This window comes from Parasulfitobacter algicola (genome assembly GCF_013315265.1).
Lineage (GTDB): Bacteria > Pseudomonadota > Alphaproteobacteria > Rhodobacterales > Rhodobacteraceae > Parasulfitobacter > Parasulfitobacter algicola.
The window spans coordinates 1-22022 of the sequence record NZ_JABUFE010000018.1; the positions used below are offsets into that span (position 1 = coordinate 1).

Sequence of the window (22022 nt, forward strand, 5' to 3'; positions counted from 1 at the left end):
TTTTGACCATCCCGCGCCAGCGGGGTAGTTTCATCGTGCCGGGAAAATCAAAAACGCTCATGAGAGCGTAGGATTTCGCCCCCACAAACAAACGACCCCCAGCCAATGCAGATCGGGCGTAGTGAATAGTGAGAATGCCCTACGACATAGTTTCGCCCCTAACGGGCCTCGACCCCGCTTAGGTAATCTTTGCCAAAAGCGTCATCAGAGTCTTCTTTTCGCCCTGCGTCAGCGGCTTGAGCGTTTCTTCCGAAATCCGCAGCCCATCTTCGATCAGGGTTTGCACGATAGACTGACCTTTGGGGGTCAAAGAGATATCCGAGCGGCGCTTGTCGTTAGGGTTGGCGCTGGAAATCACCAGCCCCTTGGCTTTGAGACGATCGACAACGCCCTTAACTGTTGCGACATCCATCGCTGCCAGACGGCCCAGATGATTTTGCGACACGCTGCCGGTTTCGTATACGCGGATCAGGGTTGAGAATTGGGTTGGCGTCAAATCTTCCGAGATATTCTTTTGAAAGATGACGGCATGGCGCTGGCTGGCAAGCCGAAGCAGGTAACCGACCTGCTGGCTCAGCCTATATCGCTGTTTTTGTTCTAGTATGTCTTCTGAAGCGTGGGTCATGCCGGACCATACCGCTGTCGTTCCGGATTGAACAGGGCGTCTGTCCTCGGATGACTATCGTAACCCGTCTTTGCCTTCGGCCTCTTCGTGGGTCAGGCCACCGACACGCGGCAAGGGGCGTCCGCTATCTGTCACAGCAACAGCGACCATGATTTCATCACGCCGGGGGGCGTCATTCAAGCTGACTTCGATCCCGTCAAAGTGGCTCCGGACATAGGCGGCATCCTTGTGGCCCAATGGCACATCCAGTACTTGACCGGGGCTGCCCATCTTTTTTGAGGACGGCACAAGTGCGGCACCTTTTTCAACGGCTTTGCGCAAGGGCGCACCCAGTTTCGGATGCAGAATGGCGGCTGCATGTTCCAGCTCCCCGCCTTCGCCAACCATTGCGGATTTGCCATAACTTTCCACGGCATCGCCGGAGATACCAAGCGCCTGCACACATTTTTCGCCCAGAAGCGCCCCCAGTTCCGCACCGATATCTATCAACGCACCAAGATCCTCTTGGTAAGTGCCAGCAAATGGGTTTTCGATCACCGCCACCGCAACGGCCTTGCGGGTTGGTGGTGCGATGGATTTACCCATCTCGAGATGTGTCTCTTCGACATTCAAAGCGATTTTTCTGATCTTCGCACTCATCTCAAACCATCCTTTCCGACAATATCGCTGGCCTTCAAGCCGCCTGCACGATCATGGATACGGGCACCCGTGCTCATCACAAGGATCAGCGCCATTTCATCGGCGCGGGGCGCATCATTAAGCCCAACCTCCATCGCGTCAAAATGGCTGCGCACATAAGAGGCGTTGATATGCGTGATCGGTACATCCAGCCGCCCGCCAACACCCGCTACCTTCTTGGTCGATGGTACAATTGCATTTGAGTTATCCAACAACTCTCGCATGGCATAGCCGCCCGGAGTATGCCAAAGGGCGCCATGTTCCAGTTCGCCGTCTTCACCGACGATGGCACCCTTACCGTAGCCTTCGACATGCGCGGCACCGCCCAGCATCTCGACCAGCCGTCTGGCCATGGACAGGCCCAATGGTTTCAGGTGGTCCATAAACCATTGAATGTCGGGCTCATAGCGCCCGGCGAAGGGGTTTTTTATCACCGCCATGCCTGCGGCACGTTTCAGGCTTTTATCAGGGACCGGCCCTCTTTCATGGAAAATTTCTTCGAGTGAGAATGCCGTCTTTCGCACGACCAGATCAGACATAAAGCTGTTCCTTTTGTTGGAGTGAAAACATCGGCCCCATGGTGACAGTAGAGTGACCCTGTAAAAATATCGCAGCGCCAAGTATCAGATTTGCGTGCTGCCATCTTTCCGCAAGCGCGAGCCCGTTGGACAAAGCGCGCTCGCAATCGATATGGGACAATCGTGCGCATCCGGTCACGATCCTTTCAGTGCCTAGGTCAGATTGATCGTCAATCTCGTGCGCGGCACAGCGGGTCACGGCCGCATGACCGGGCAGATCAACGGCATTGGCAATCAGCGTCGCAGATACATCCGCCAATGCCGCGGTTCGCGCTAGAACGGTCACACTGTCGGCGATACCCATGCTCAGGCTGCGACCATGCCGCCCACTTGTCGCAATTCCACCAATACCATCGCCAGCTTTGATCACGATCTGTCCCAAAGGCTGACCATCATGATGTCGCATTTCTGTTTTGAATATCTCGCCTGGGCTTAGATGCAGCGCGATATCACCGCCATTATTCACGTAGCCCCGGTGCAGAGTACCAGCCTTACGCATCGCGTCCAGAACTTCGTCAGCGACTGAACCCGCCACGGCGGCCATTGGCGTCAGATACCCGGAAAATTTCATGAAACGTGCTGCATCGCACATACGTCGCGCCACATCGCCGTCAGGTCGCCGTGATCCCTTTTCCATTGGGCAGCGCAGGACATCCAACTCTTCCACCAGCTCGGTCAATATGGTCGAAAACCGGTCACTCGCCGCATCAAAGGCCGCTTCACGGTCCCCTTCGGCATGGACGATCAGATCAATGGGACCATGCTGCAGATGCAATCGCTGGCCGTCGTGCAGCAAAGAGGCATGCGGTCCCGTCATGGTCGTTATTTCTTTGCCCAGCGGAAGTTCTTATGCGCCATCGGATCATGCGCGCTCTCATTCTGTTTGATGCGCCGCATCTGGCTACCGGCAATTTCTTCGACGGTCTGGATATGATCCATATGCCCGCCCAATGTGCGATAATCGCTCACCCGCAAGGTAAACTCGATAGGTGCGACCAAAGCGGGCGTCGGAACATAGCCAAAGGATTGCGTCGGCATGTCAAGCACATCAACCATGACTGTGATGCCGCCACCAGGCCAGACATAGGCATCGGCTCCGCCACAGGACACATGCGTCAGTGAATCCTTGACCGACCGGGTAAGTCGTACGGGGTTTTCGGTGACGCCCGCGCGTAGGCTGCCCCCGGCACCGCCCATAAACAGCACCGAACATACCGAAGGTTCACAATTTTCGGCGATCAGATCGGCCGAGGCACGCAGAGGTGCAGATATCGGTTTTGGCTGCGGGACCAGATCGGCGTCCAGTTCATAATAGGCGTATTGCTCACCTGTGGTCGATACCATCAGCAGGCGCAGCCCTTCCCAAGCGACCTTTGCGTTGAACGGGCCGAGGATAGTCAGCGGGTCTTCGATGTCCGTTCCGCCCCATCCGGTCCCCGGTTTGGCGACCTGAAAGTAGCGGCCTGGTGTTGAACGCCGACCCCGCATCTTGATGCCCGTAGGTGGGACATCCAGTTGCTTGCCTGCCTCGTGTTCAGACAAGACGCCCGTGATATGATCGTCGACGACCACGACTTCGTCTACATGGTCGATCCATTGCATCGCAAACATACCAATCGCGGCAGAGCCGCAGCCAACCCGCATCAATTTTTCTTCGACGCCGTTCAAAATAGGGGCCTTGCCCGCCTGCAAGACGACTTCTGCTTGGTGGTCAGCTTCGCCGACATGCAGTGTGACCGCTTCGCGGTTGCACAGCCGCAATAAAGCATCGCAGGTCACACGGCCCTCTTTCTTACTGCCGCCCGTCAGATGTTCCACACCGCCCAGTGACAGCATTTTTGAGCCATATTCAGATGTCATCACATGGCCGATGGGTTCGCCATCGGCATAAACGATATCACGCTCGTGGCCGATATGTCGGTCGGTGTCGATTTTCACCTTCACGCCGCAATAGCTGAAAATCCCCTCGGTCACGACCGTCACCATATCAACGCCGTCAATGTCCTGACTGACGATAAAGGGGGCGGGTTTGTAGTCTGGATAGGTGGTACCAGCGCCGACCGCTGTGACGAAAGGGCGCTGACCATTGATGATATCGCCGTCCCAACCGTCATCGTCTGCTGCGTTTGGCATGAACGGCACCAGCTTTTGATCGCCGCTTTGGATGATTGTCAGTGGATCGACACGCACCAGAGCGCCCTGATGATTTGCGTAGCGATCACAGGCCCCGGATTTACCTTCGGAAATGTAGCACATGACCGGACAGGCATCGCAGCGGATCTTTTCCGGATTTCCCTGATCTTTCATCGCTGAGCCTTTCGAATTTCGGTTCTGACAAGCGACGGTGTTGCGGGGACCCTTGTAATTCGAACGCCGGTTGCCGAGTTGATGGCGTTCAGAATGGCCGGAGCTGTCGGAATTAATACGTGTTCACCCAAGCCCTTTGCACCATAGGGCCCATGGGCGTCAGGTTCTTCAATGATGATCGTCTCGATGGGCGGGATATCACCAATCGTGGGGATCAGATAATCGTGCAGGTTTTCCGTGCGGCCTGGAATATATTCCTCCATGAGGGCCATCCCCAGCCCCTGTGCAATACCGCCATGAACCTGTCCCTCAACCATCATGGGATTGATTGCCCGCCCGACATCGTGTGCTGCTACGAACTTTGTTGGTTTGACCGTCCCCATGGCGGTGTCCACATCAACGACAACTAGATGTGCCGCGTAACCGAATTGGGCATAAGGCGCGCCCTGACCGTTCTCATCCAGAGGCTTGGTGGGGGGATCGTATGTTTCTTCGGCTCGAAGGACCAACCGCTCATCATCGCAAGCCAGTTTGGAGAGGTCGAAGCGATGTTCGCCCTCGGCGTCCGTTGCCACGATCTCGCCATCTCCGAAGGTCAATTCAGCGTCCCGCGCGACATTCATTCTTTCGAGGATCATTCGGCGTAAGGCCTCGCCCGACAATCGCGCGGCGTTGCCTGACACATAGGTTTGCCGGGAGGCCGATGTCTTGCCGGCATCGGGCGTGATGTCAGTATCGGCGCCAATACGTAAGATGCTGTCAGAAGGCACACCAAGGGCGGTTGCAAAAATCTGGGTAATGACCGTATTTGCACCTTGGCCGATATCCATCGCGCCTTGTTGTAAAACGACACGTCCGTCAGGCCGTACCCCCGACTTGATCGTCGATGGGTTCGGCAGCGACGTGTTCCCGCACCCATACCACCCCGCAGCAATACCAACGCCGCGTTTGACTGTTGTGCTCTTGTCGTTGAATACCTTTGCTGCAGCAGTTTCGGACTGCCACGCCGGACGAAGCGCCTTCAGGCAAGCTGTAATCCCGACACCTTGATCGAAAACCTGCCCGCATACTGTCGGCACACCATTTTTGAGTGCGTTGATGATCCGGAATTCCAGCGGATCGATGTCCAGCTTCTCAGCTAGTTCGTCAAAAAGGCTTTCTTGCGCAATCGCCGATTGCGGCACACCGAAACCACGAAATGCACCGGCAGGCGGATTATGCGTATAAATGCCCTTGGCCTCCGCCCTGTAATTGGAAATCGCGTAAGGCCCTGATGCGTGAACTGGCACACGGTTGGCCACTGTGGGACCCCAGCTTGCATAGGCGCCGGTGTCGAATTCGCCGTAGAAATCAAAGCCGGTGATCCGACCTTCGGCATCTGCGCCGATTTTTAGCCGGATGTCGGATGGATGTCGCTTGGTGGAACTTTGCATCGACTCTGCGCGCGAATAGCAGATCCGCACCGGTTTGCCTGTCTTCAGCGCTCCAAGCGCAAGATAGGGCTGGACTGAAAGATCCAGCTTTGACCCAAAGCCACCGCCAACAGCAGTAGGAACGATCCGGATCTGCGATCTGTCGAGTTTTAAAATGATTTCAAGACTATCAAGATCCATGACGGGTGCTTGCGTGCATGCATGCACTTCGACCCGACCATCCACGATCTGCGCGAACCCTGCCTCGGGCTCAATATAGGCATGTTCGACAAATCCGCTGTTGAAGCGCCCCTCTACCGTTTGGGATGCTGCCGATAGCCCTGCCTGCGCGTCACCGCATCGCACGAGACCACCGCACATCACATTGCGTTCTCGCCCGTTATGCAACTGTGCGGCTGTCTGCTTTTGTGCATCATGAATGTCCTGCGTGGCGGGCATTTCCGTCCACGTCACTGGGAAAGACATGGGGTCGAATGTGACCATAAACTCCGGTGTTGCGACGATAGCGGCGACGGCCTCACCACTAAAGCGTGTCTCACCTTCAGCGAAAACAGGCTGATCCATGAATTGCGAAATGACGCCAAAGACATTGCGGCCCTCGATATCATCGGTCGTCAAAATCGCCTCGACCCCGGTCGTATCTTTGAACGCATCCAGATCACCAAAGGTGAAAGAGGCGCGCGGAAAAGGGGACCGGATAACGAATATTTCCAGACACCCGACCGGCGCGACATCGTCGCCAAACGCCTCGGTTCCGTCTACTTTGCATTGACCATCCACCCGCGGGATTGACGTGCCGACCCTGCCGTCGCCGTCATGCGCAATAGCTGGCGCGCCGACTACGGCATCAATGATTTTCCGGTAACCGGTGCAACGGCACAGAACACCGCCCAGGGCATCTTTGACATCATCCTCAGTGGGTGCATCATTGCTTCGCAGCAACGCAATGGCAGACACCATCATGCCCGGTGTGCAAATACCACATTGTGCAGCGCCATGGTTTTGGAAACTCTCGGCGAGCAGTTTCGTTTTTGCTTCGGTTCGGTATAGACCGGCCAGCGTTTCCACGCTGCGCCCTTCGACTTGGTGGGCGGCTGTCAGACAGGCGCAGACTGGCTGGCCGTCAAGCAGGACAGTGCAGGCACCGCAATCGCCAGCATCACAGCCGATCTTGACGTCGCGCGCCCCAAGGTTTTCGCGCAGTAACGTCGACAGGCGCTGCCCAGGCGTCACATCAGCATGTGCGGGCTGTTTATTCAGTTCAAACGCGATCTGTTTTGAGAAAAAGGGCTTGTTCATCTAGACGCTGCCTGCATGATTGCGCGTTTGCATTGCTCTTGTACCACATCGTAGCGGTACTCTGCTGTGCCCCGCACGTCATTGATGGGGGTGAGCGGCGCGAGAAATTCCGGTTTGATGTCCACCTTTTCAAGCCGCTGGCCGATGACGCTGGCCTCAAGTGCTGGCAAGCGCTGCGCAACCGCCGAACACGCGCCCACTGCAATCCGCGCATCCGCAATCCGGCCATCTTGCCCCAAGGTCAGGTTCACGGCCGTCATGCAAATCGAGATCACGAGGTACCGGCGGCTGCCTAGCTTTTCGAACGCAGATGTCATGTTGGTCGGTGGCACCGAGACCTGAAGGCCGACGACCATTTCATCGGGCCTGAGCGCAGTGGACCGGACCCCTGTGAGGAATTCAGCCAGCGGCAAAACCCGAGCGCCGTGCGCATGGCTTGCAAGTTCAACCGATGCGTCAAGTGCCAGCAATGGTGGTACCCCATCCGCGGCGGGAGACGCATTGCAGATATTGCCAGCCACAGTTGCCGCATTCTGGATTTGAACGCTCCCCACCTCGCGCGCGGCAGCCTTTAAGGCGTCAAAGGCGGGCCCAAGGTCAGCATTGATGATATCGGTCCATGTTACCGCACTGCCAAAATGTATTGTGTCGTCACGTAAGCTGATCTGCTTCAGGCCATCGATCCGAGTGACATCCAGATAGAAATCCGGGTGCTGCCCTGGCTGTGCGGACGGGTAAACATCGGTACCACCAGCGATAATCTTGCCTGATCCGCGCGACAGCACCTCCAAGGCTTCATCGATCTTTGTGGGGCTAATATAACTCACAAGACATCCCGCCTAATTTTCATTTGCATACAAATGATATTGCTGTAACAGAGAGACTGTCAACAAAGATTCTTTCGCGATGCGATGTCAGGCAAAGGAAAGAGAGTGAATATAAGTGAAGCGCTGATCGTCATCGATGTACAGAACGGCTTTTGTCCGGGAGGTGCTTTGGCTGTTGCGGACGGAGATGCGGTCGTTGGTCCGATCAACCAGATGATTGAAACCGCCCCATTGGTGTACTGTCCCAAGACTGGCAACCTGCGGCCCACAGCTCGTTTTACACATCACATGCCGGAAAATCAGCCTTTGATACGATCCTGATGCCGAATGGATAGCAAACCTTGTGGCCCACGGACTGTGTCCAAGGCACTAAAGGCGCTGACTTTCATCCAGACCTGAACAGCAATGCCGCTGATACGATTATTCGAAAAGGCACTAACCCAAAGATCGACAGCTATTCGACATTCTTTGAGAATGATCGCATCACACCGACTGGGCTGGTGGGGTTTTTGAAAGAACGAAATGTCACATCCCTGACACTTGCTGGCTTGGCGACGGATTTCTGCGTTGCTTATTGGGCAATCGACGCCGTCAGTCAGGGTCTGACGTGAAAGTTGCGCTTGGCGTATGCCGCGCTATTGACCCCAGCAGGTCCTGCATCGCTAGGCTCGGCGAAATGCGCAAGGCTGTGATCAAGATCGTCGCAGATTAGACGGCGGTTAAACTGGAAGAAGGCAAGCTGCGTCTAAGCGATAAACTCACCCAAAATACCAAGCCAAAGCACACCAAGGGAGAAATTTTCAAACTTTTGAAAATCTTCCTCTCAAGTCCTTGGAATATCTATGAAAAAGGTACGCTTGCCATGCGAAAAACTATCCTGAAAACAGCATTTCAGGCACCCTTGGCCTATGACCGCAAAGAGGGTTTTCGAACTCCGCAAGTGTCTGTAATCTTTGAATTTTTGGGGAATTTGGTGGAAAAATGTGAAATGGTGCCGATGGAGGGCACATTTTCAACACCTAATAGATGAACATACATATCCTTAACACATTGTTAATATTTGTTAATTAAATATCACTTGCTTCATAGCTGAACATCAAAGATCATACTTTCACACACATGAGGGTGGCTAGAAAGGTGGACCATGAAGCGCAATGCCTTGTCCCAAATGAAGGCGAAATCATTACCTGCTGGCAAGCACGTAGATGGTCAAGGGCTCTGGCTTTGTAAATCACGCAATGACGCCGGTAAATGGATGCTTCGATTGTCTATTGCAGGCAAAAGGCGTGAGATGGGATTAGGTCGATGGCCTGATGTTTCCATTGCTGAGGCCCGGGAACGAGCCGCCGCAGCTAGGCGATCATTGCGCGATGGCCTTGATCCTATTGCTGAGCGTCAAAAACAAAGACGTCAGATAAATCGCCTGACCGTATCAGAAGCTGTTGAGGGGTGTTTTAAAGCACGGCAAGCCGAACTGAAAGGGGACGGCAAAGCCGGGCGCTGGATGTCTCCGCTGAATACGCATGTATTGCCTAAGATCGGCAAGCTGGCCATTGAAGAGATTGATCAACACGACTTGAAGCAACTGCTGGATCCGATTTGGCATGATAAGCCAGATACGGCGCGCAAAGCCCTTAATCGCCTCAATTTGACGCTCAAACATGCGGCAGCCCTTGGGTTGGAGGTTGATCTGCAAGCCACCATGAAAGCACGGGCGCTTCTGGGCAAACAACGGCATCAGGTGACACATATCCCATCTATGCCGTATTGGGACATCCCGGATTTCTATCAATGGCTCAAAACTAGAACCGAGATTTCAGCACTGGCATTGCGGTTTCTTATTCTCACGGTCGCCCGTACCAGCGAGGTGCGGTTGGCTCGATTTGATGAGGTGGAGGATGATGTTTGGGTCTTATCGCCGGAGCGCACCAAAACAGGCCAAGAACATCGTATTCCGTTGGTTGATGCCGCTTTAGAGATCATGGAGCGTGCACGCGCGGCAACTAATGGTGCGTATTTATTTCCCTCGAAAACAGGCAAACCCCTGTCTGATATGGCGATGTCCAGTTTTATGAAGCGGGAAGAATATACCGCACGTCCGCATGGGTTTCGGGGCACGTTTCGGACCTGGGCAGAAGAGCAGACAGAGGCTTCATACGAAGTGAAGGAAACCTGTCTTGGCCATGCCGTTGATAAAGGTGTGGTGCGGGTGTATCAGCGGTCTGACCGGTTGGAGAAGCGCGCATTATTAATGATGCAATGGTCTAAGTTTCTAACTCAGAAAGCTAAGATAAGCTACTGTTTTGGACAAGACATCTAAGTTGTAGTTTTTTGATGTCGGGAGTGGTTCGAAGACTGACTGAAACAAGCCCGCTTTACGGGACACTTTGCGTATGCGTCCATAAAATATGGCTCTACCAAGCCGTATTTTTGCTATTTTTCCAATTCGAACTCGCCATTTTAAGGGTTGTGGGACAAACTGCTTAAATCTGCGCAACGTAGGCTCAACACGCGTTGAGTGCGATGAAATTTGGTCATTCGTCTACGCCAAGGACAAGAACGTAAAGACAGCCACAGCCGCCCCTGACGGCGCTGGCGACGTTTGGACGTGGACGGCAATCGGCGCAGATAGCAAAATGATCCTGTCTTATGAGGTTGGTGATCGCTCTGGCGACACAGCTTATGAGTTCATGGTTGATCTTGCTTCACGTTTGTCAAGCCGCGTTCAACTCACAACAGACGGCCACAGGGCGTACCTAGACGCTGTAGAAGGCGCATTCGGTGGTGATATTGACTATGCGATGTTGGTTAAGCAGTATGGCGGCTCTACAGGCAACAAAGGCCATGAAAAGAAGTACAGCCCCGCTGAGTGTATCGGCATCAAGAAAGAGCAAGTGTTCGGTAATCCAGTCAAAGAGCTTGTAAGCACATCGTATGTCGAGCGTCAGAACCTCTCAATGCGCATGGGTATGAGACGTTTTACACGCCTGACTAACGGTTTTAGCAAGAAACTGGAAAACCACCTGAACATGCTTTCCCTGTACTTTGTGCATTACAACTTCGTCCCCATTCACAAGACGCTCAAGGTAACGCCTGCAATGGCAGCGGGCGTATCTGACACACTGCATGACATGGATTGGATCATCGGCTTGATTGATGCAAACGCACCAGCGCCTAAAAAGCGCGGGCCTTATAAAAAGAAATGAATTTCAAACTGAGACACTACCCTCTGTCTCAAAGGCCGTGACGGGATACACGATTGCGTAGATGCGTGCTGTGCGGCTGTAGATCTTCTGAAACGTTTTGCGGAACAGGAAGTAGACAGGTCGAGGCCTTCAACAAAACCGATTGCCGTTACCCAATCGCAGACAATCCGAGCGTACTGTCGCGTCGAAATGTGTGGGCGGTCGTGGAACCGGCTTGGAAACATGAAACGGCAAGCAAACATCTCCGGTGACTCGATCCAGCTTAGCCGATGAATCTCACAGACTCTAGTATATAATGTGGATCGGCTTTATCGGTCGCTTACGAATTTTCTCAGCTTGAAGGAGATCGAAAATTTCCATCTTCGCTATTTGGCTGTGATCCACCATTGATCTCATCGCGCAGGTTGTTGGCCCAGCCAACCGGCAAAGGTCCAAGGTAGTTGACGTTCAGATCGCCTGCATCTGCGACGGTTCTGGCTACGCTGTTTGAATTTTGCTCACGGAAGTTATAGTTTAGGTCTGCCGTACCGATCTGGCGTGCGGCGTCTTGCATATCGCCCCATCGCGCAGCTTCATTCACGCTGGATCCATTTTGTGCTTTGAACAAATTCCACTGACCGCCGATGCTGTAACTGTCCAGAAAATCGCCTAGATCCATAACCTGAACGTTCAGTTTTGTTTGATCGACTCCACTCACGTCAGGATCGCTTGAAGGCCCCGCGTTGATGATCTGCGCAGGAGTTCCATCCGCAGGAATTCGGATAAAATGTCTGTGATCCGCCAGACCTGTTGCCGGTCCAAGATTGATTGCTGCTGTTGCGGCATAGATTCCGGGATCAAGCACATCGGCCCATTCAATCGCAGAATCATTTTCGACTTTATTTGCGATTGTCTGGTTAATCCCGCCGCCATTTGCAATTTCGTTTCTAATGCTTGCAATTTTTTCCTTGGTTGCAGGATTTGTGGTTGATGTAACGTCGGCCGCTGTCACCGTTGCATTATTCGAGACTGACTCGGAGACTGAAAACCGGATTTCATTGGGTTTCAGTGGATCTGGGCGCGTTATGCCACTTCCCGTAACGGACGCCCCATTGTTTTGCGCCATAAGAGCGGCGTTAAAGTCTGCCTGTTCAGTTGTGCGGGATAATGTTGGTACAACACTGTCGGCCGTTGCTTGTTGGATATTGGTCATATCGCCTCCTTTATCTAAGGTAATGTGCCAATTCAGACCCGATTTGCCTTACGGAAAGCTGACGCGCTGCAGATCACTTTGAGAGTGCTTAGATATTTTATGCAACGTTAGACATGTTTGGCACCATATAACTTTGGTTAATCGACGATAAGATCAAGCCAGACATCAATATTGAACTATGTGGCGCACATGATAAATGCGGCCGAAGGTCAAAAGATTGTGCTGAAGATCAGTACTTGATTAAACCTGACCCGATTAGAATTTCCGAATGGCTACGCAGAACCACAATGCCGCTGGATCTATCCAGATCAAACAGCAGCATAGTCAATACATCGTTGATCGCGTGTGCATCAATTTTGCGGTAAGCAATTGCGGAAACCCAGCCAAGTTCAACGCATTTTATCGCAACGGGAACAACAACAGATTTATTACTGGTGCTGAGGTAGTTATCGGTCATGGCCTGATCATAAGCTGCGTTCAGACTTTTGTAGACAAGCGCTTCTATGGCATCATGACATATATGTGCGTTGATCATATTCGCCCACTCTGCACCATGATGACGGCTTTCGGGTATTTGATCAAACGCTTGATTTGGGTATTTTTTGGTAATTTCTAGCGTTGGTGCTTCGGCAGTGTTTGAAAATGACATCACATGTGTTCCTGGAAAGTTGCTGAACGTTATCTGCAGTATGGGTCGACTAACTTTCAGCAAGCTTACGGTTTAGGAAAATGCATTTTTTAGATCAGATATCACTTGTGATCTGACTGAGCTGATCGGTTACTTCTTTTGTTGCATCGATAAATGGATGGTCCGCGCGATTTTTGAAAAATCCCGCTTTTTGATATGCGTGCCGATGGATGCGCCCTTGATGAGGTCGGTGGCAAGAAATTCATCCCTATGTATGGGAATGTCCATGTCGATCGCCTGACGCAAAAGATCAATGGCCATGTCATCCACGGCTTTGGCCACGAACATCGGAACGGGCGTATCATCAGGATCATATCGCAATCCGATCGCGATTTTGGTACCAATGATCAAAAGCGTGGCTTGCGTGAGGCCAAGTTTCGCGCCAGAGGCACCTGCCTCTTCCATTCGCAAACTGCGCAAAGCTGACTTAATCTCGGGATTGCCGTCGCTGTCCTTGCGTTCCTGTTTGGCTTCTGTCTGGCTCATTTTCATATCTTTTTCGAACAACCATTTCTGAAACGGCACATCAGCCGCGCCGACAATCAGAAAAACGACTAGTGCGCATACCAAAATCGTGACTGCAACTCCGATCGCCGCTTGCAAAATACAACCGAAACCGCAGGCCGGAATATAGATCAGCGACCCGGATATTGAGATCATCAGAATGATCAGAACTGCACCCAGTGCCAGCAGTTTGAACAAGGATTTCAGCAGCTCGATTAACGCGCGTGCGCCAAATATTCGTTTCAAGCCACTTACGGGATCAAGGTTTGAAAGCTTGGGTGAGATGGCTTCGGTTGAGAACAAAAAACCTTTGTTCAGGGCGATATTCAAAAGTACCGTTAAAGCGAAAATGATCAAAAACAATGGCGAAAGCAGACCCGTGACCCGGCCAAAACCCGTTGCAATTCCTGTGATCGCAGCGCTTTCAAAAGGTTCGGATATAGATCGAACAGCATCATGAATGCCGTTTTGGAGGAAGACAGCGATAGCGTAGATCTGGATAAAAAGAAACAACAACGTACCTGCAAAAACAATCGCTGTGACCAGATCATTGTAATGTGCGATTTGACCTTTTTTGCGGGCATCGGAAAGTTTTTTTTCGGACGGAGGAAGGGTTTTCTCTTCGCTGCTCATTGTGGTGCAAACACGCGCAATTTTTCCGACATTTGGGCGACGTTCGGAAAGGTATCAAGAATATAACCCGGAAGCAGTTGAATATAGGCCACGATGAAAATGCAGAACAAAACATTTTTTAGAAATGGGGCCAGGGTATAGCTGGCGATTTGCGGGGCCAGCTTGGACAGGCCGATTATCGATATGTCACTGATCATAAACAGCACAATGACCGGACCAGCGGTCAGAAGACCGACATGAAGGATATCGTCCAGAACGAGGATTGCGATTGCAATGGCGTCGTCACCAAAGCGGGGTGTATAGGTATCAAGTGGCCAAAATGTATAGCTGCTGTAGTGGATTTGTATCAGCATCTGAAAGCCGCCACTGGCGATAAACAGGATGATCGTCAAAAACCCCAGAAAGGACGCGACAACGGATGATTGTGACTTTGTGCTGGGGTCATCTAATCCTTCGGCGGCAACATCGCGTTGGGTATCAATGATTTCGCCTGCGGCCTGAATGGCCCAGATCGGTATACCCAGAAGAAACCCGAACAACGCACCAACGACGATCTCTTTGCCGACAAAAAGCGCCTGCCATACACCGGACAGATTAAGGTAAGATATTTGCGCGCCAAGGGGGTCGATGACAGGCAAAGCAATCGCCAGCGCAATGCCGCCTTTGATCAGTTGACCGATCTGAACGCGAGTGAACACGGGAAAGACCACCATTATCCCTAATATGCGCGCTGCGGCCAATGCCCAGTGAAACAAGAATTGATACAGTTCTGCATAAAAGATTTGAAACGCCTGCTGATCCATCATGGCACCATCGATGGAAAACCGCCAAACATAGCTTCGGCAAATTTCGTCAGTGGATAAAAGATCGACCCTGCCAGAGATGCGAAGACGCCGATAACAACAAATAACTTCACGGTCTGGGGCAGGGTTTGATCCTGGATCTGAGTTGCCGCCTGCAAGACCCCTACGATGAGCCCGACGGCCAATGCGGCGGCAAGCGGTGGCAGGACAATGGTCATGAAAATGCCAAGTGCATTTGTAACCGTCACAAGGATATCTGAATATTCCATATGACCCTCACAATCCCGGTGTGTACGTCAGCAAAAGCCCATGCAGCAACAGCGACCAACCATCGACTGCGACAAACAGAAACAATTTGCATGGTGTTGAGATGATCGTTGGGGTCACCATCGACATGCCCATCGCCATCAGAATTGTTGTTACGACCAGATCGATGATGACAAATGGCAAATACAGCAGAAAGCCGATTTCAAATGCACGCTTCAGCTCAGTGATCAGGAACGACGGCATCAAAATAGCCAGATCTGTTGTCTGGGCCTGGCTGGCCTGATCTTCGGGCCAGACCTGTGTTGTCGCCTCTAAAAAGAATGCGCGTTCGGCTTCGTTAGTGAAATCCGATAGGAACGCTTTGATCGGGACTTGTGCCTGTTGAAAGGCTGCCATCCAGTCATCCAATGTGTCGAAGTTGCTATCAAGGGCCAAGACCTGATCAATGACGCCCTGCACAACAGGCGCACTGATAAACGCCGTTAGTGTAAGTGCGATGGCATAGAGCACAATATTCGGCGGTGTCTGCTGTATTCCTATTGCATTCCTAACGATGAACAGGACTACGGAGACCTTGATGAAGGATGTGGTTGTCACGACCAGAAATGTAATCAGTCCAAGTCCGATCGTGACACTCAGGATCGCCAGAATGGTCGGGGAAGTGTCGTCAATCATTGATCCGATCCCGAAGCTGAACGCCAAGTTTATCCCCGATCTGAACCAGTTCACCCGTTGCGATCTGGCGACCATTGGCCAGAATGCGGACAAAACTGTCATCAATTCGGCTGTCAAACCGGAAGATGTGACCTTTGCCAAGGGTTTCGATTTTGTGAAGGGGTACGGTTTGTCTGCACAGTTCAAACGTCAGTTCAATGTCAATGTTGCACAGAGACACTTCTGCTGTTGTGGTATCTAACGCCATTTTGAAATCCTCCTTTAGCGTTGCAGTGCGGTGATTGAACGTCGCGTCCGCCACCAGGTTTGGGTGAAGATGAAGGGTGGCCAAGCCGGGTTTGATGGGGTGACCATGTGGAATGATCACATCGCCCCGGGCCAGGGTTTTCACGGTCTGGATCGGCAAATTGATCCGGCCAATTTGTAAAGATGCTGTAATTGGTGTTTCGCCGATATCGGTAGTTTTGGGGGTACATTGCCCAAGCAAAGTATTGATTGTGTCGGACCCTGCGAACGAAACACCATAGACATCGTTACCGTATGTTAGTGTAAACCGGACACTGGGCTTTAGCGGCAGAACAATTGACGTGAACGTGATGGGCGAACCCAGTTTTTGTTCCAGAGGTGCAAGCAAATCATCGAATATCAGATTGGCAAGAAAGCAGCGATCCTGCGTTTGTATCTGATCCGTGCGTTCGGCCATGACCGTATCAATAAAATGCTGTGACAGACCCAAAACGCCGTCTGCATCACCGATTTGGATACCTAATGAGACGTCAATCGAATCTGCTCCTGTCGGATCAGTACGAAAAGACACAGGCTTGCCGTTCAGAGTGCCAAGATTAATTTTGCCAAACCTACAAAGGTGGTTGTGGAAATCAAGATCATCAATTTCGAGGCGGGTCGGCTTGTAATGACTGACACGAAAAGTTTGCGCATTATCAAACATCTCGCCCTCCAAACGTTCGCAGAATGAAAAGATCGGAAATGTCTGTTTCTTCTTCGATCGTGGCAATGTTCTGTGCGCACTGATCAAGATAGCTCTGTGATTGATCAATCAGTTCCTGCCAGCCTTGCAGCGATTTCATGCGTTTTTGCAAGTCTGTCTGCCGGGCTTTGACACGCCGCTGATGGTCGGACACTTGCGCTGTTGCGTCGATAAGGCTTTGATTGGCGATGTTTGTTTTGGCTTCCAGCTTTTGCATCAGGTGGCGATGGCGTTGCAGATCCAGACACACAAGCCGTTGACCGGGCAAGGTGCGATAGGCATCCTGCTTTCGGTCGATCTCGGTCTGGCGTGTGTGTTTCATATGGGTTTGCGCGTCACTGGCATTGGTCTGAGCTGTGACCAGTTCCCCGTGCGCCTTGACATAGCTTGCCATAGCCGTGTTCTGGCGATGCTGGCGCAGGTGCAGCAAAAGTAAGATGTCACTCTGTTGCATCTGCAATCCTCCGCAATGCGTCCAGGGTGTTGTCAAAACTGCTGAATTCATCTGTGCGCTGTTTCAGAAATTCCTTGATCAGGGGGCGTGTTGCCAAAGCCTGATCCGCACGCGGATCGCTGCCAGCGGTGTATTCACCCACTTTTACCAAAAGCGCGATATCGTCGTAGGTCGCCATCAGATCGCGCAGATACCCTGCGGCGTTGATATGATCAGGGCTTGTAACCGTTGTCATCAGACGGCTTTTGCTGCGCATGATATCTATGGCGGGATAATGATTTTCTGCCCCCAGTTTTGCAGACAGGATCAGGTGACCGTCCAGAATACCGCGAGTTTCATCAGCAATCGGATCGCCCGTGCCGTCGCCTTCGACCAGAACGGTATAGAATGCGGTGATCGAACCCTGCATCCCAGGCCCCGCCCGTTCCAGAAGGTTTGGCAGCATCGTGAAGACAGAAATCGGAAAGCCGCGGCGCGTTGGCATTTCACCTGCGGCCAGACCTATTTCCCGTTGCGCCCGCGCAAACCGGGTCAGGCTGTCCATCAGCAACAAAACCCGCTTGCCCTGATCGCGGAAATACTCAGCGACCGTGGTTGCTGCAAAAGCCGCCATGACGCGTTCGCCCGCGGGACGATCTGATGTCGATACAACAACGACGGTTTTTTGCATTGCCTCGGGCCCAAGGTGGTGCTCGACGAATTCGCGCACTTCGCGGCCACGTTCGCCGATCATGCCGATCACACAGACATCAGCAGCGCAGCCTTTGACGATGGACGACATCAGCGTCGATTTTCCGCCACCCGCTTCGCCGTAGATGCCGATCCGTTGGCCTTGGCCGCAGGTCAGAAACGCATCGATGGCACGCACCCCGCAGGCCAAGGGTTCCGCAATAACATCCCGCTTCATCGGATCGGGGGCAGGTTTGTGAATGACGTCGAACTGGCTGGTGTGTATTGGGTGACCGCCATCCATCGGTTGGCCAAAACTGTCGACGACGCGGCCCAACAGATCGTCGGATACTGGCATTTGGCTGAATTGCCCCAGTGGTACGACCTCGGTTCGGGTTGACAGCCCGCGGATATCGCCCATTGGCGTCAAAACGGCATGGCCTTTTGAAAAGCCAATAATTTCAGCCAATATGTGCTGGCCACCCGATGGATCACGAAGACGACAAAGTTCACCAATGCGACCCGATGCGATCGTCGCATGTATCGTTGAGCCGACGATCTGAGTAACGCGGCCGGTTGTCTGATAAAGGCTGATATCCGACAGATCGGCACACAGTTTTGCGGCATGGGGGGATCGGTTATCCATGGATCCCCTCCGCCATCAAAATACCAGCGAGTTTTTCGAATTGTCGGTCGATGGATAAATCCACGAACCCTGAAGGCAAGCGCAATTCGCATCCAGTGGGCGGGATGTCGGGATCAAATTCGATACTTGCCGGGATTGGGCTGGACTGGACGATGGCCTGAACACAGCTTTTTTCATGATCAGGCGCAGAGGTCGACATCACTACTACAATAGACTTTTCGTGCCGATAGGTGTCCAGCGCAGATTGGATGATGCCCGACAGGACCTGTTCCGAAGGCAGGTTTGAGACAAGCTTTCTGGCGATTTCGATCGCTAGAGCCGGGGCGTCGTTTTCGATCTGACTAATGTGTTTGGTCAACGCAGTCGCGACATCAGACAGAACGGAAGTGGCCTTTTCCAGACCGTCGCCATAGCCCTGATCCCACCCATTACGCTTGGCGCTACGAAAGGCCTGGCGCCCGGCATCGATCCAGCGCTTTGCGTCATGTTCTGCCAGCAAATAAACCTGTTCAGCTTGCGTGCATAATTCCAGTTCATCAGCCTTGAAGACCGTGGGCGTCGGCACGGGCAATGCATCGGAGCGAAGATCATAATTATGCATCAGATGCCCCCATTGCCAGTTCAAAGACATCTGCGGCGGCGGGCGGCAAGGCAAAGGCGTCGTCGTATTCGGGAAAGGCTAGTCTGATAAGTCGGTCTTCGGCTTTCGATATGCGCGTTCGCCAACTTGCGAATGCACTCAATCCGATGTGGCGGATAATAGCGGTGTTTATCTTACAGTCGATCAGCCCGGTCGGTGCCCGATCATAAGACATTGCAAAACTATGGGCTTGTGTACCGATATCACTGATGATTGCTTCGATATCCGATTTCTGGATCAGCCGACGCAGATAACTGGCGCAAAGGGCTGCACCAGCAAAATTCACGGCCCTTTGCAGGCGCGGTGTACCATGCTGAAGCAGGGTCAAAACACCGTCTGATATTTGGTGCAGATCAAGACAGCTGACAATATGGGACGCCAGAATCCGACACATTCGCGGGCTTTGATCAATGTCAGTCCAGCTTGTCTCCGACAACAAAGGGCGCAACTTTCCCTGAGCCAAAGCAGGAACAATCGCTGCGATCCGGGATATTGTGACGCTGGTATGGGCATCAACGCTTTGCATCATAGACTGCCTTGATCAGCGGGTTTGATGACAAAGCCATGCGATGATCTGCGGGTGCGGATGCCAAACCAGCCGATAAGCCCCATGGCCGGGATAAAAAGTGCCATCAATGCGCCCACCAAAATCGCCTTAGGCACGGACATGGCCGGTGGCTGAACAGGTGTCACAGGAAACTTTTCTGCGGTGTCCACAGGCACCATAACTATGGAAACCTTGTCATATTTCAGCCCTTCGATGCTGTTTGCGATCAGCATCTTGATTTGTGGCACAAGCGGCTGCAGGTCGATGTCCTGATCATGGCGGATGAAAACCGATGCTGATGATGCCTTTTGATCGCGGGAAAACCGATCTGATGTGGGCAAAACGACATGGGTTCGCGCCGAAATCACACCGTCAATGTCTGAAATCGTGCGCGACAGCTCTTCGGTCATTGCAAAAACAAAACGCGCGCGTTCTTCCGTGGGCGAAACAATGAAACCTTCGCCTTTGAAAATCTCGCCTAGGGTCGCATAATCGGCGCGTGGCAGGCCATTGGCACGCAGAACCTCAACCGCGTCTGCAAAATGCGAATTATCGACCTGAACAGTGATTGACCCGGTTTTAGTCGCGACCCGCTTGGCGTTGATCTGGTGACGATAAAGCGTCGAGATGATCTCGTTGGCCTCTTGTTCGCTAAGATCGGTGTAAAGATCGGTCTGACACCCGGCCAGACAGGTGATCAGGGCCGCGGAACACAGAAAGTTTCGAAGGCTGTACATCTTCAGTTTCCTGACATCAGTTTGTTCATTGAGCTGGGAAGTTGAGTACCGACTTTGGCAACCAGTTCCAGTTCAATGGCATGATCGAAGGTGGCCTTGAGCGATTGCATGGATTGCTCAAACGCGGCATCGTCCGCCTTCAGGGGCGCTGATGCTGGACCATCAGGCAGACGGTGCACCGCCTGAACGTCGGTGGAGGCAGGTGTTCCCAATGCTTTGTGATTTTCCACAATATCACTGATCTGCGATGTCAAGGTTTCAGTGACCGGTGACGGTGATTGCACCATGTTTTGAACCGTCAGATCGGCTGCCATCTGCATCTGATCTGAAAAAGCTTTGCTGTCTTCTGTTATCGCATTTTCTGGCAAAGCTATTTCGCCAGCGGGTGCATTTGATATCTTGGGATCCATATCGTTTTCCTCATTCAACAGCCCGGTTGGGCATCGGCGTTGTCATTTGAGTTACAGAGCGATTCTTACGGCTGCCTTACGTGTTCCTTTCGTCATCTGGCCGTTGTGCGAACTGGAAAATATCCCTATGTAACGACATCAGATATGCGCATGAGGTGCTTTATGATGATTGGCTTTCATACCCGTATCCGGGTCTTTGTGATCAAGACTGCGTTGGTCTGTGCATGTGCTTTTGGCCTTGGTTTGCAACCCTTTCATGCAGCCCCTTTGGCACTGGATCATCGAGAAACGACCTATAGGATCATTGATCAGAATCTGCGGTCAGTATTGGCGGATTTTGGTGAAAGTTTCGACATACAGATCGATATCGATACGGACGTAAAAGGGCGTGTTCAGCAAGTTTCAGGCGAATTTACGCCCGAAGGTTTTTTGCATCACCTGGCGCTGACCCATGGTTTCAGCTGGTATTATGACGGACAGGTCATTCACGTCACACCGGTTCAGGATGATCAGACCGTGATCTTGCAGATGAACGATATATCACTGGACGATTTTGTGCTGACGTTGACGGAACTGGGCATCGCGGATGATCGTTTTCCTGTCGTCGCAGCGGGCGAACAGGGACTTGCGCGGGCCTCAGGGCCGCCGCGGTATATCGAACTTTTATCTGAAACATTTCAGGCAATTTCCCTGCCAACACCGAATGCGCCAAAAGCAAGCAGTACTCTTACAGTTATTCAGGGTAATGACCGTCAATCCGTTCCTCAATAAGACCGTCCTGCCTGCGAAAGCCTCAGGTAATGCGTTGATCACAAAGCCAGGCTGAACAACTTCATTTTCTTTCAAACTGTCAGGTTCCAGCAAGGTTCCAGGCCCATGTATTTGGCATGATCTGAAATTGATCGGCTGATCATTTCGGTCTGTATCATTGCAAAAAGGGCCAGTGCCCTGACGCGAAAAGGAGAGAAATATGAGCTTTTTAAGTGGTCTAGGCGATATCGTCGGGAAAGGCATGCAAATCGGTGGTCTTGTTACCGGCAACCCCGGATTGACCGCCGCAGGTAAGGGCATCGACGATTTGACAGAAGGCGGCGGACAGGCCGCTGCACAATTCCAGCAGGCGATGAATATGCAGATTGCATCGTTCGCATCGAATGAATTGTCGAACATGCAGCAGATGGATGAGGAAGCCTTCAAGGAAATGGAAGAAACCTGA

The 22022-nt window shown here is 52.4% G+C and carries 23 protein-coding genes and 3 pseudogenes; 5 read left to right on the forward strand and 21 right to left on the reverse strand.

Going from position 1 to position 22022, the window contains the following annotated elements; genetic code table 11:
- Positions 1-178 precede the first annotated feature (178 nt).
- From HRQ87_RS18325 to HRQ87_RS18355, 7 genes are read right to left on the reverse strand one after another with little or no spacing between them, the layout of a single operon-like run.
- Positions 179-625 carry a MarR family winged helix-turn-helix transcriptional regulator gene (locus HRQ87_RS18325; protein ID WP_174139896.1) on the reverse strand — a complete coding sequence of 149 codons (447 nt, stop codon included), beginning with the start codon at positions 623-625 and terminating at the stop codon, positions 179-181.
- A 54-nt stretch (positions 626-679) separates the two neighbouring features.
- Positions 680-1264 (reverse strand): amino acid synthesis family protein, encoded by a 585-nt coding sequence (locus HRQ87_RS18330; RefSeq protein ID WP_174139897.1) that lies wholly within the window; start codon positions 1262-1264, stop codon positions 680-682.
- On the reverse strand, positions 1261-1842 hold the full coding sequence (locus HRQ87_RS18335) for an amino acid synthesis family protein (protein WP_174139898.1): 582 nt from the start codon (positions 1840-1842) through the stop codon (positions 1261-1263). Before HRQ87_RS18335 ends, HRQ87_RS18330 begins: the two co-directional genes overlap by 4 nt.
- Positions 1835-2698 (reverse strand): UPF0280 family protein, encoded by an 864-nt coding sequence (locus HRQ87_RS18340; RefSeq protein ID WP_174139899.1) that lies wholly within the window; start codon positions 2696-2698, stop codon positions 1835-1837. Before HRQ87_RS18340 ends, HRQ87_RS18335 begins: the two co-directional genes overlap by 8 nt.
- A gap of 5 nt (positions 2699-2703) precedes the next feature.
- Complete coding sequence (locus HRQ87_RS18345) at positions 2704-4188, reverse strand: 6-hydroxynicotinate reductase (protein ID WP_174139900.1); 1485 nt, start codon at positions 4186-4188, stop codon at positions 2704-2706.
- A complete protein-coding gene (locus HRQ87_RS18350; protein WP_174139901.1) occupies positions 4185-6920 on the reverse strand; it encodes a molybdopterin-dependent oxidoreductase in 2736 nt (911 codons plus the stop codon). Before HRQ87_RS18350 ends, HRQ87_RS18345 begins: the two co-directional genes overlap by 4 nt.
- Positions 6917-7747, reverse strand: coding sequence for an FAD binding domain-containing protein (locus HRQ87_RS18355; protein ID WP_174139902.1), 831 nt, complete (start codon positions 7745-7747; stop codon positions 6917-6919). The genes HRQ87_RS18350 and HRQ87_RS18355 overlap by 4 nt, the downstream gene beginning before the upstream one ends.
- Positions 7748-7831: 84 nt before the next feature.
- Here HRQ87_RS18355 and pncA point away from each other — a divergent pair.
- The 3 genes and pseudogenes from pncA to HRQ87_RS18370 all read left to right on the forward strand — a co-directional run.
- Positions 7832-8459, forward strand: a pseudogene (gene pncA / locus HRQ87_RS18360) (bifunctional nicotinamidase/pyrazinamidase).
- 432 nt (positions 8460-8891) lie between these two features.
- Positions 8892-10067: a tyrosine-type recombinase/integrase gene (locus tag HRQ87_RS18365; protein ID WP_174139903.1), complete on the forward strand. Its 1176-nt coding sequence runs from the start codon at positions 8892-8894 to the stop codon at positions 10065-10067.
- A 169-nt stretch (positions 10068-10236) separates the two neighbouring features.
- Positions 10237-10953 (forward strand): annotated as a pseudogene (locus HRQ87_RS18370) (IS1 family transposase); the annotation flags it as partial.
- A 137-nt stretch (positions 10954-11090) separates the two neighbouring features.
- Here HRQ87_RS18370 and HRQ87_RS20360 read toward each other — a convergent pair.
- The 14 genes and pseudogenes from HRQ87_RS20360 to HRQ87_RS18435 all read right to left on the reverse strand — a co-directional run.
- Positions 11091-11216: pseudogene (locus tag HRQ87_RS20360) on the reverse strand (integrase); the annotation flags it as partial.
- 68 nt (positions 11217-11284) lie between these two features.
- Entirely contained in the window at positions 11285-12145 is an 861-nt protein-coding gene (locus HRQ87_RS18375; RefSeq protein WP_174139905.1) for a hypothetical protein, read from the reverse strand.
- A gap of 229 nt (positions 12146-12374) precedes the next feature.
- Positions 12375-12794, reverse strand: a complete 420-nt coding sequence (locus HRQ87_RS18380; protein WP_174139906.1) for a hypothetical protein — start codon at positions 12792-12794, stop codon at positions 12375-12377.
- A gap of 129 nt (positions 12795-12923) precedes the next feature.
- The gene (locus tag HRQ87_RS18385; protein ID WP_174139907.1) at positions 12924-13970 is read right to left on the reverse strand and encodes an EscU/YscU/HrcU family type III secretion system export apparatus switch protein; all 1047 of its coding nucleotides are present in this window, start codon (positions 13968-13970) and stop codon (positions 12924-12926) included.
- Entirely contained in the window at positions 13967-14776 is an 810-nt protein-coding gene (sctT, locus tag HRQ87_RS18390) for a type III secretion system export apparatus subunit SctT (protein WP_174139908.1), read from the reverse strand. Before sctT ends, HRQ87_RS18385 begins: the two co-directional genes overlap by 4 nt.
- A complete protein-coding gene (locus HRQ87_RS18395; protein WP_174139909.1) occupies positions 14773-15042 on the reverse strand; it encodes an EscS/YscS/HrcS family type III secretion system export apparatus protein in 270 nt (89 codons plus the stop codon). Before HRQ87_RS18395 ends, sctT begins: the two co-directional genes overlap by 4 nt.
- 7 nt (positions 15043-15049) lie before the next feature.
- Positions 15050-15715 carry a type III secretion system export apparatus subunit SctR gene (gene sctR / locus HRQ87_RS18400; protein WP_217430502.1) on the reverse strand — a complete coding sequence of 222 codons (666 nt, stop codon included), beginning with the start codon at positions 15713-15715 and terminating at the stop codon, positions 15050-15052.
- Positions 15708-16664 carry a FliM/FliN family flagellar motor switch protein gene (locus tag HRQ87_RS18405; RefSeq protein ID WP_174139910.1) on the reverse strand — a complete coding sequence of 319 codons (957 nt, stop codon included), beginning with the start codon at positions 16662-16664 and terminating at the stop codon, positions 15708-15710. Before HRQ87_RS18405 ends, sctR begins: the two co-directional genes overlap by 8 nt.
- The gene (locus tag HRQ87_RS18410; RefSeq protein WP_174139911.1) at positions 16657-17157 is read right to left on the reverse strand and encodes a hypothetical protein; all 501 of its coding nucleotides are present in this window, start codon (positions 17155-17157) and stop codon (positions 16657-16659) included. Before HRQ87_RS18410 ends, HRQ87_RS18405 begins: the two co-directional genes overlap by 8 nt.
- Entirely contained in the window at positions 17144-18472 is a 1329-nt protein-coding gene (locus tag HRQ87_RS18415; protein WP_174139912.1) for a FliI/YscN family ATPase, read from the reverse strand. The genes HRQ87_RS18410 and HRQ87_RS18415 overlap by 14 nt, the downstream gene beginning before the upstream one ends.
- Positions 18465-19073, reverse strand: coding sequence for a FliH/SctL family protein (locus tag HRQ87_RS18420; protein ID WP_174139913.1), 609 nt, complete (start codon positions 19071-19073; stop codon positions 18465-18467). The genes HRQ87_RS18415 and HRQ87_RS18420 overlap by 8 nt, the downstream gene beginning before the upstream one ends.
- Positions 19066-19638 (reverse strand): hypothetical protein, encoded by a 573-nt coding sequence (locus HRQ87_RS18425; protein ID WP_174139914.1) that lies wholly within the window; start codon positions 19636-19638, stop codon positions 19066-19068. Before HRQ87_RS18425 ends, HRQ87_RS18420 begins: the two co-directional genes overlap by 8 nt.
- Entirely contained in the window at positions 19638-20396 is a 759-nt protein-coding gene (gene sctJ / locus HRQ87_RS18430) for a type III secretion system inner membrane ring lipoprotein SctJ (RefSeq protein WP_174139915.1), read from the reverse strand. Before sctJ ends, HRQ87_RS18425 begins: the two co-directional genes overlap by 1 nt.
- Positions 20397-20398: 2 nt before the next feature.
- Positions 20399-20806, reverse strand: coding sequence for a hypothetical protein (locus HRQ87_RS18435; protein ID WP_174139916.1), 408 nt, complete (start codon positions 20804-20806; stop codon positions 20399-20401).
- Positions 20807-20968: 162 nt separating this feature from the next.
- Here HRQ87_RS18435 and HRQ87_RS18440 point away from each other — a divergent pair, with 162 nt between their 5' ends.
- Together HRQ87_RS18440 and HRQ87_RS18445 are read left to right on the forward strand one after the other, a co-directional pair.
- Positions 20969-21577: a hypothetical protein gene (locus tag HRQ87_RS18440; protein WP_174139917.1), complete on the forward strand. Its 609-nt coding sequence runs from the start codon at positions 20969-20971 to the stop codon at positions 21575-21577.
- Between the two features lie 199 nt (positions 21578-21776).
- Positions 21777-22022 carry a hypothetical protein gene (locus HRQ87_RS18445; RefSeq protein ID WP_174139918.1) on the forward strand — a complete coding sequence of 82 codons (246 nt, stop codon included), beginning with the start codon at positions 21777-21779 and terminating at the stop codon, positions 22020-22022.

Coding starts and splice junctions, on each gene's coding strand:
- HRQ87_RS18325 (WP_174139896.1), bottom strand. CDS start 625: ATGACCCACGCTTCAGAAGACATACTAGAACAAAAACAGCGATATAGG.
- HRQ87_RS18440 (WP_174139917.1), top strand. CDS start 20,969: ATGATGATTGGCTTTCATACCCGTATCCGGGTCTTTGTGATCAAGACT.
- sctT (WP_174139908.1), bottom strand. CDS start 14,776: ATGATGGATCAGCAGGCGTTTCAAATCTTTTATGCAGAACTGTATCAA.
- HRQ87_RS18425 (WP_174139914.1), bottom strand. CDS start 19,638: ATGCAAAGCGTTGATGCCCATACCAGCGTCACAATATCCCGGATCGCA.
- HRQ87_RS18435 (WP_174139916.1), bottom strand. CDS start 20,806: ATGGATCCCAAGATATCAAATGCACCCGCTGGCGAAATAGCTTTGCCA.
- HRQ87_RS18330 (WP_174139897.1), bottom strand. CDS start 1,264: ATGAGTGCGAAGATCAGAAAAATCGCTTTGAATGTCGAAGAGACACAT.
- HRQ87_RS18410 (WP_174139911.1), bottom strand. CDS start 17,157: ATGCAACAGAGTGACATCTTACTTTTGCTGCACCTGCGCCAGCATCGC.
- HRQ87_RS18395 (WP_174139909.1), bottom strand. CDS start 15,042: ATGGAATATTCAGATATCCTTGTGACGGTTACAAATGCACTTGGCATT.
- HRQ87_RS18385 (WP_174139907.1), bottom strand. CDS start 13,970: ATGAGCAGCGAAGAGAAAACCCTTCCTCCGTCCGAAAAAAAACTTTCC.
- HRQ87_RS18350 (WP_174139901.1), bottom strand. CDS start 6,920: ATGAACAAGCCCTTTTTCTCAAAACAGATCGCGTTTGAACTGAATAAA.
- HRQ87_RS18420 (WP_174139913.1), bottom strand. CDS start 19,073: ATGCATAATTATGATCTTCGCTCCGATGCATTGCCCGTGCCGACGCCC.
- HRQ87_RS18415 (WP_174139912.1), bottom strand. CDS start 18,472: ATGGATAACCGATCCCCCCATGCCGCAAAACTGTGTGCCGATCTGTCG.
- sctJ (WP_174139915.1), bottom strand. CDS start 20,396: ATGTACAGCCTTCGAAACTTTCTGTGTTCCGCGGCCCTGATCACCTGT.
- HRQ87_RS18445 (WP_174139918.1), top strand. CDS start 21,777: ATGAGCTTTTTAAGTGGTCTAGGCGATATCGTCGGGAAAGGCATGCAA.
- HRQ87_RS18405 (WP_174139910.1), bottom strand. CDS start 16,664: ATGTTTGATAATGCGCAAACTTTTCGTGTCAGTCATTACAAGCCGACC.
- HRQ87_RS18345 (WP_174139900.1), bottom strand. CDS start 4,188: ATGAAAGATCAGGGAAATCCGGAAAAGATCCGCTGCGATGCCTGTCCG.
- HRQ87_RS18335 (WP_174139898.1), bottom strand. CDS start 1,842: ATGTCTGATCTGGTCGTGCGAAAGACGGCATTCTCACTCGAAGAAATT.
- HRQ87_RS18365 (WP_174139903.1), top strand. CDS start 8,892: ATGAAGCGCAATGCCTTGTCCCAAATGAAGGCGAAATCATTACCTGCT.
- HRQ87_RS18375 (WP_174139905.1), bottom strand. CDS start 12,145: ATGACCAATATCCAACAAGCAACGGCCGACAGTGTTGTACCAACATTA.
- HRQ87_RS18340 (WP_174139899.1), bottom strand. CDS start 2,698: ATGACGGGACCGCATGCCTCTTTGCTGCACGACGGCCAGCGATTGCAT.
- sctR (WP_217430502.1), bottom strand. CDS start 15,715: ATGATTGACGACACTTCCCCGACCATTCTGGCGATCCTGAGTGTCACG.
- HRQ87_RS18380 (WP_174139906.1), bottom strand. CDS start 12,794: ATGTCATTTTCAAACACTGCCGAAGCACCAACGCTAGAAATTACCAAA.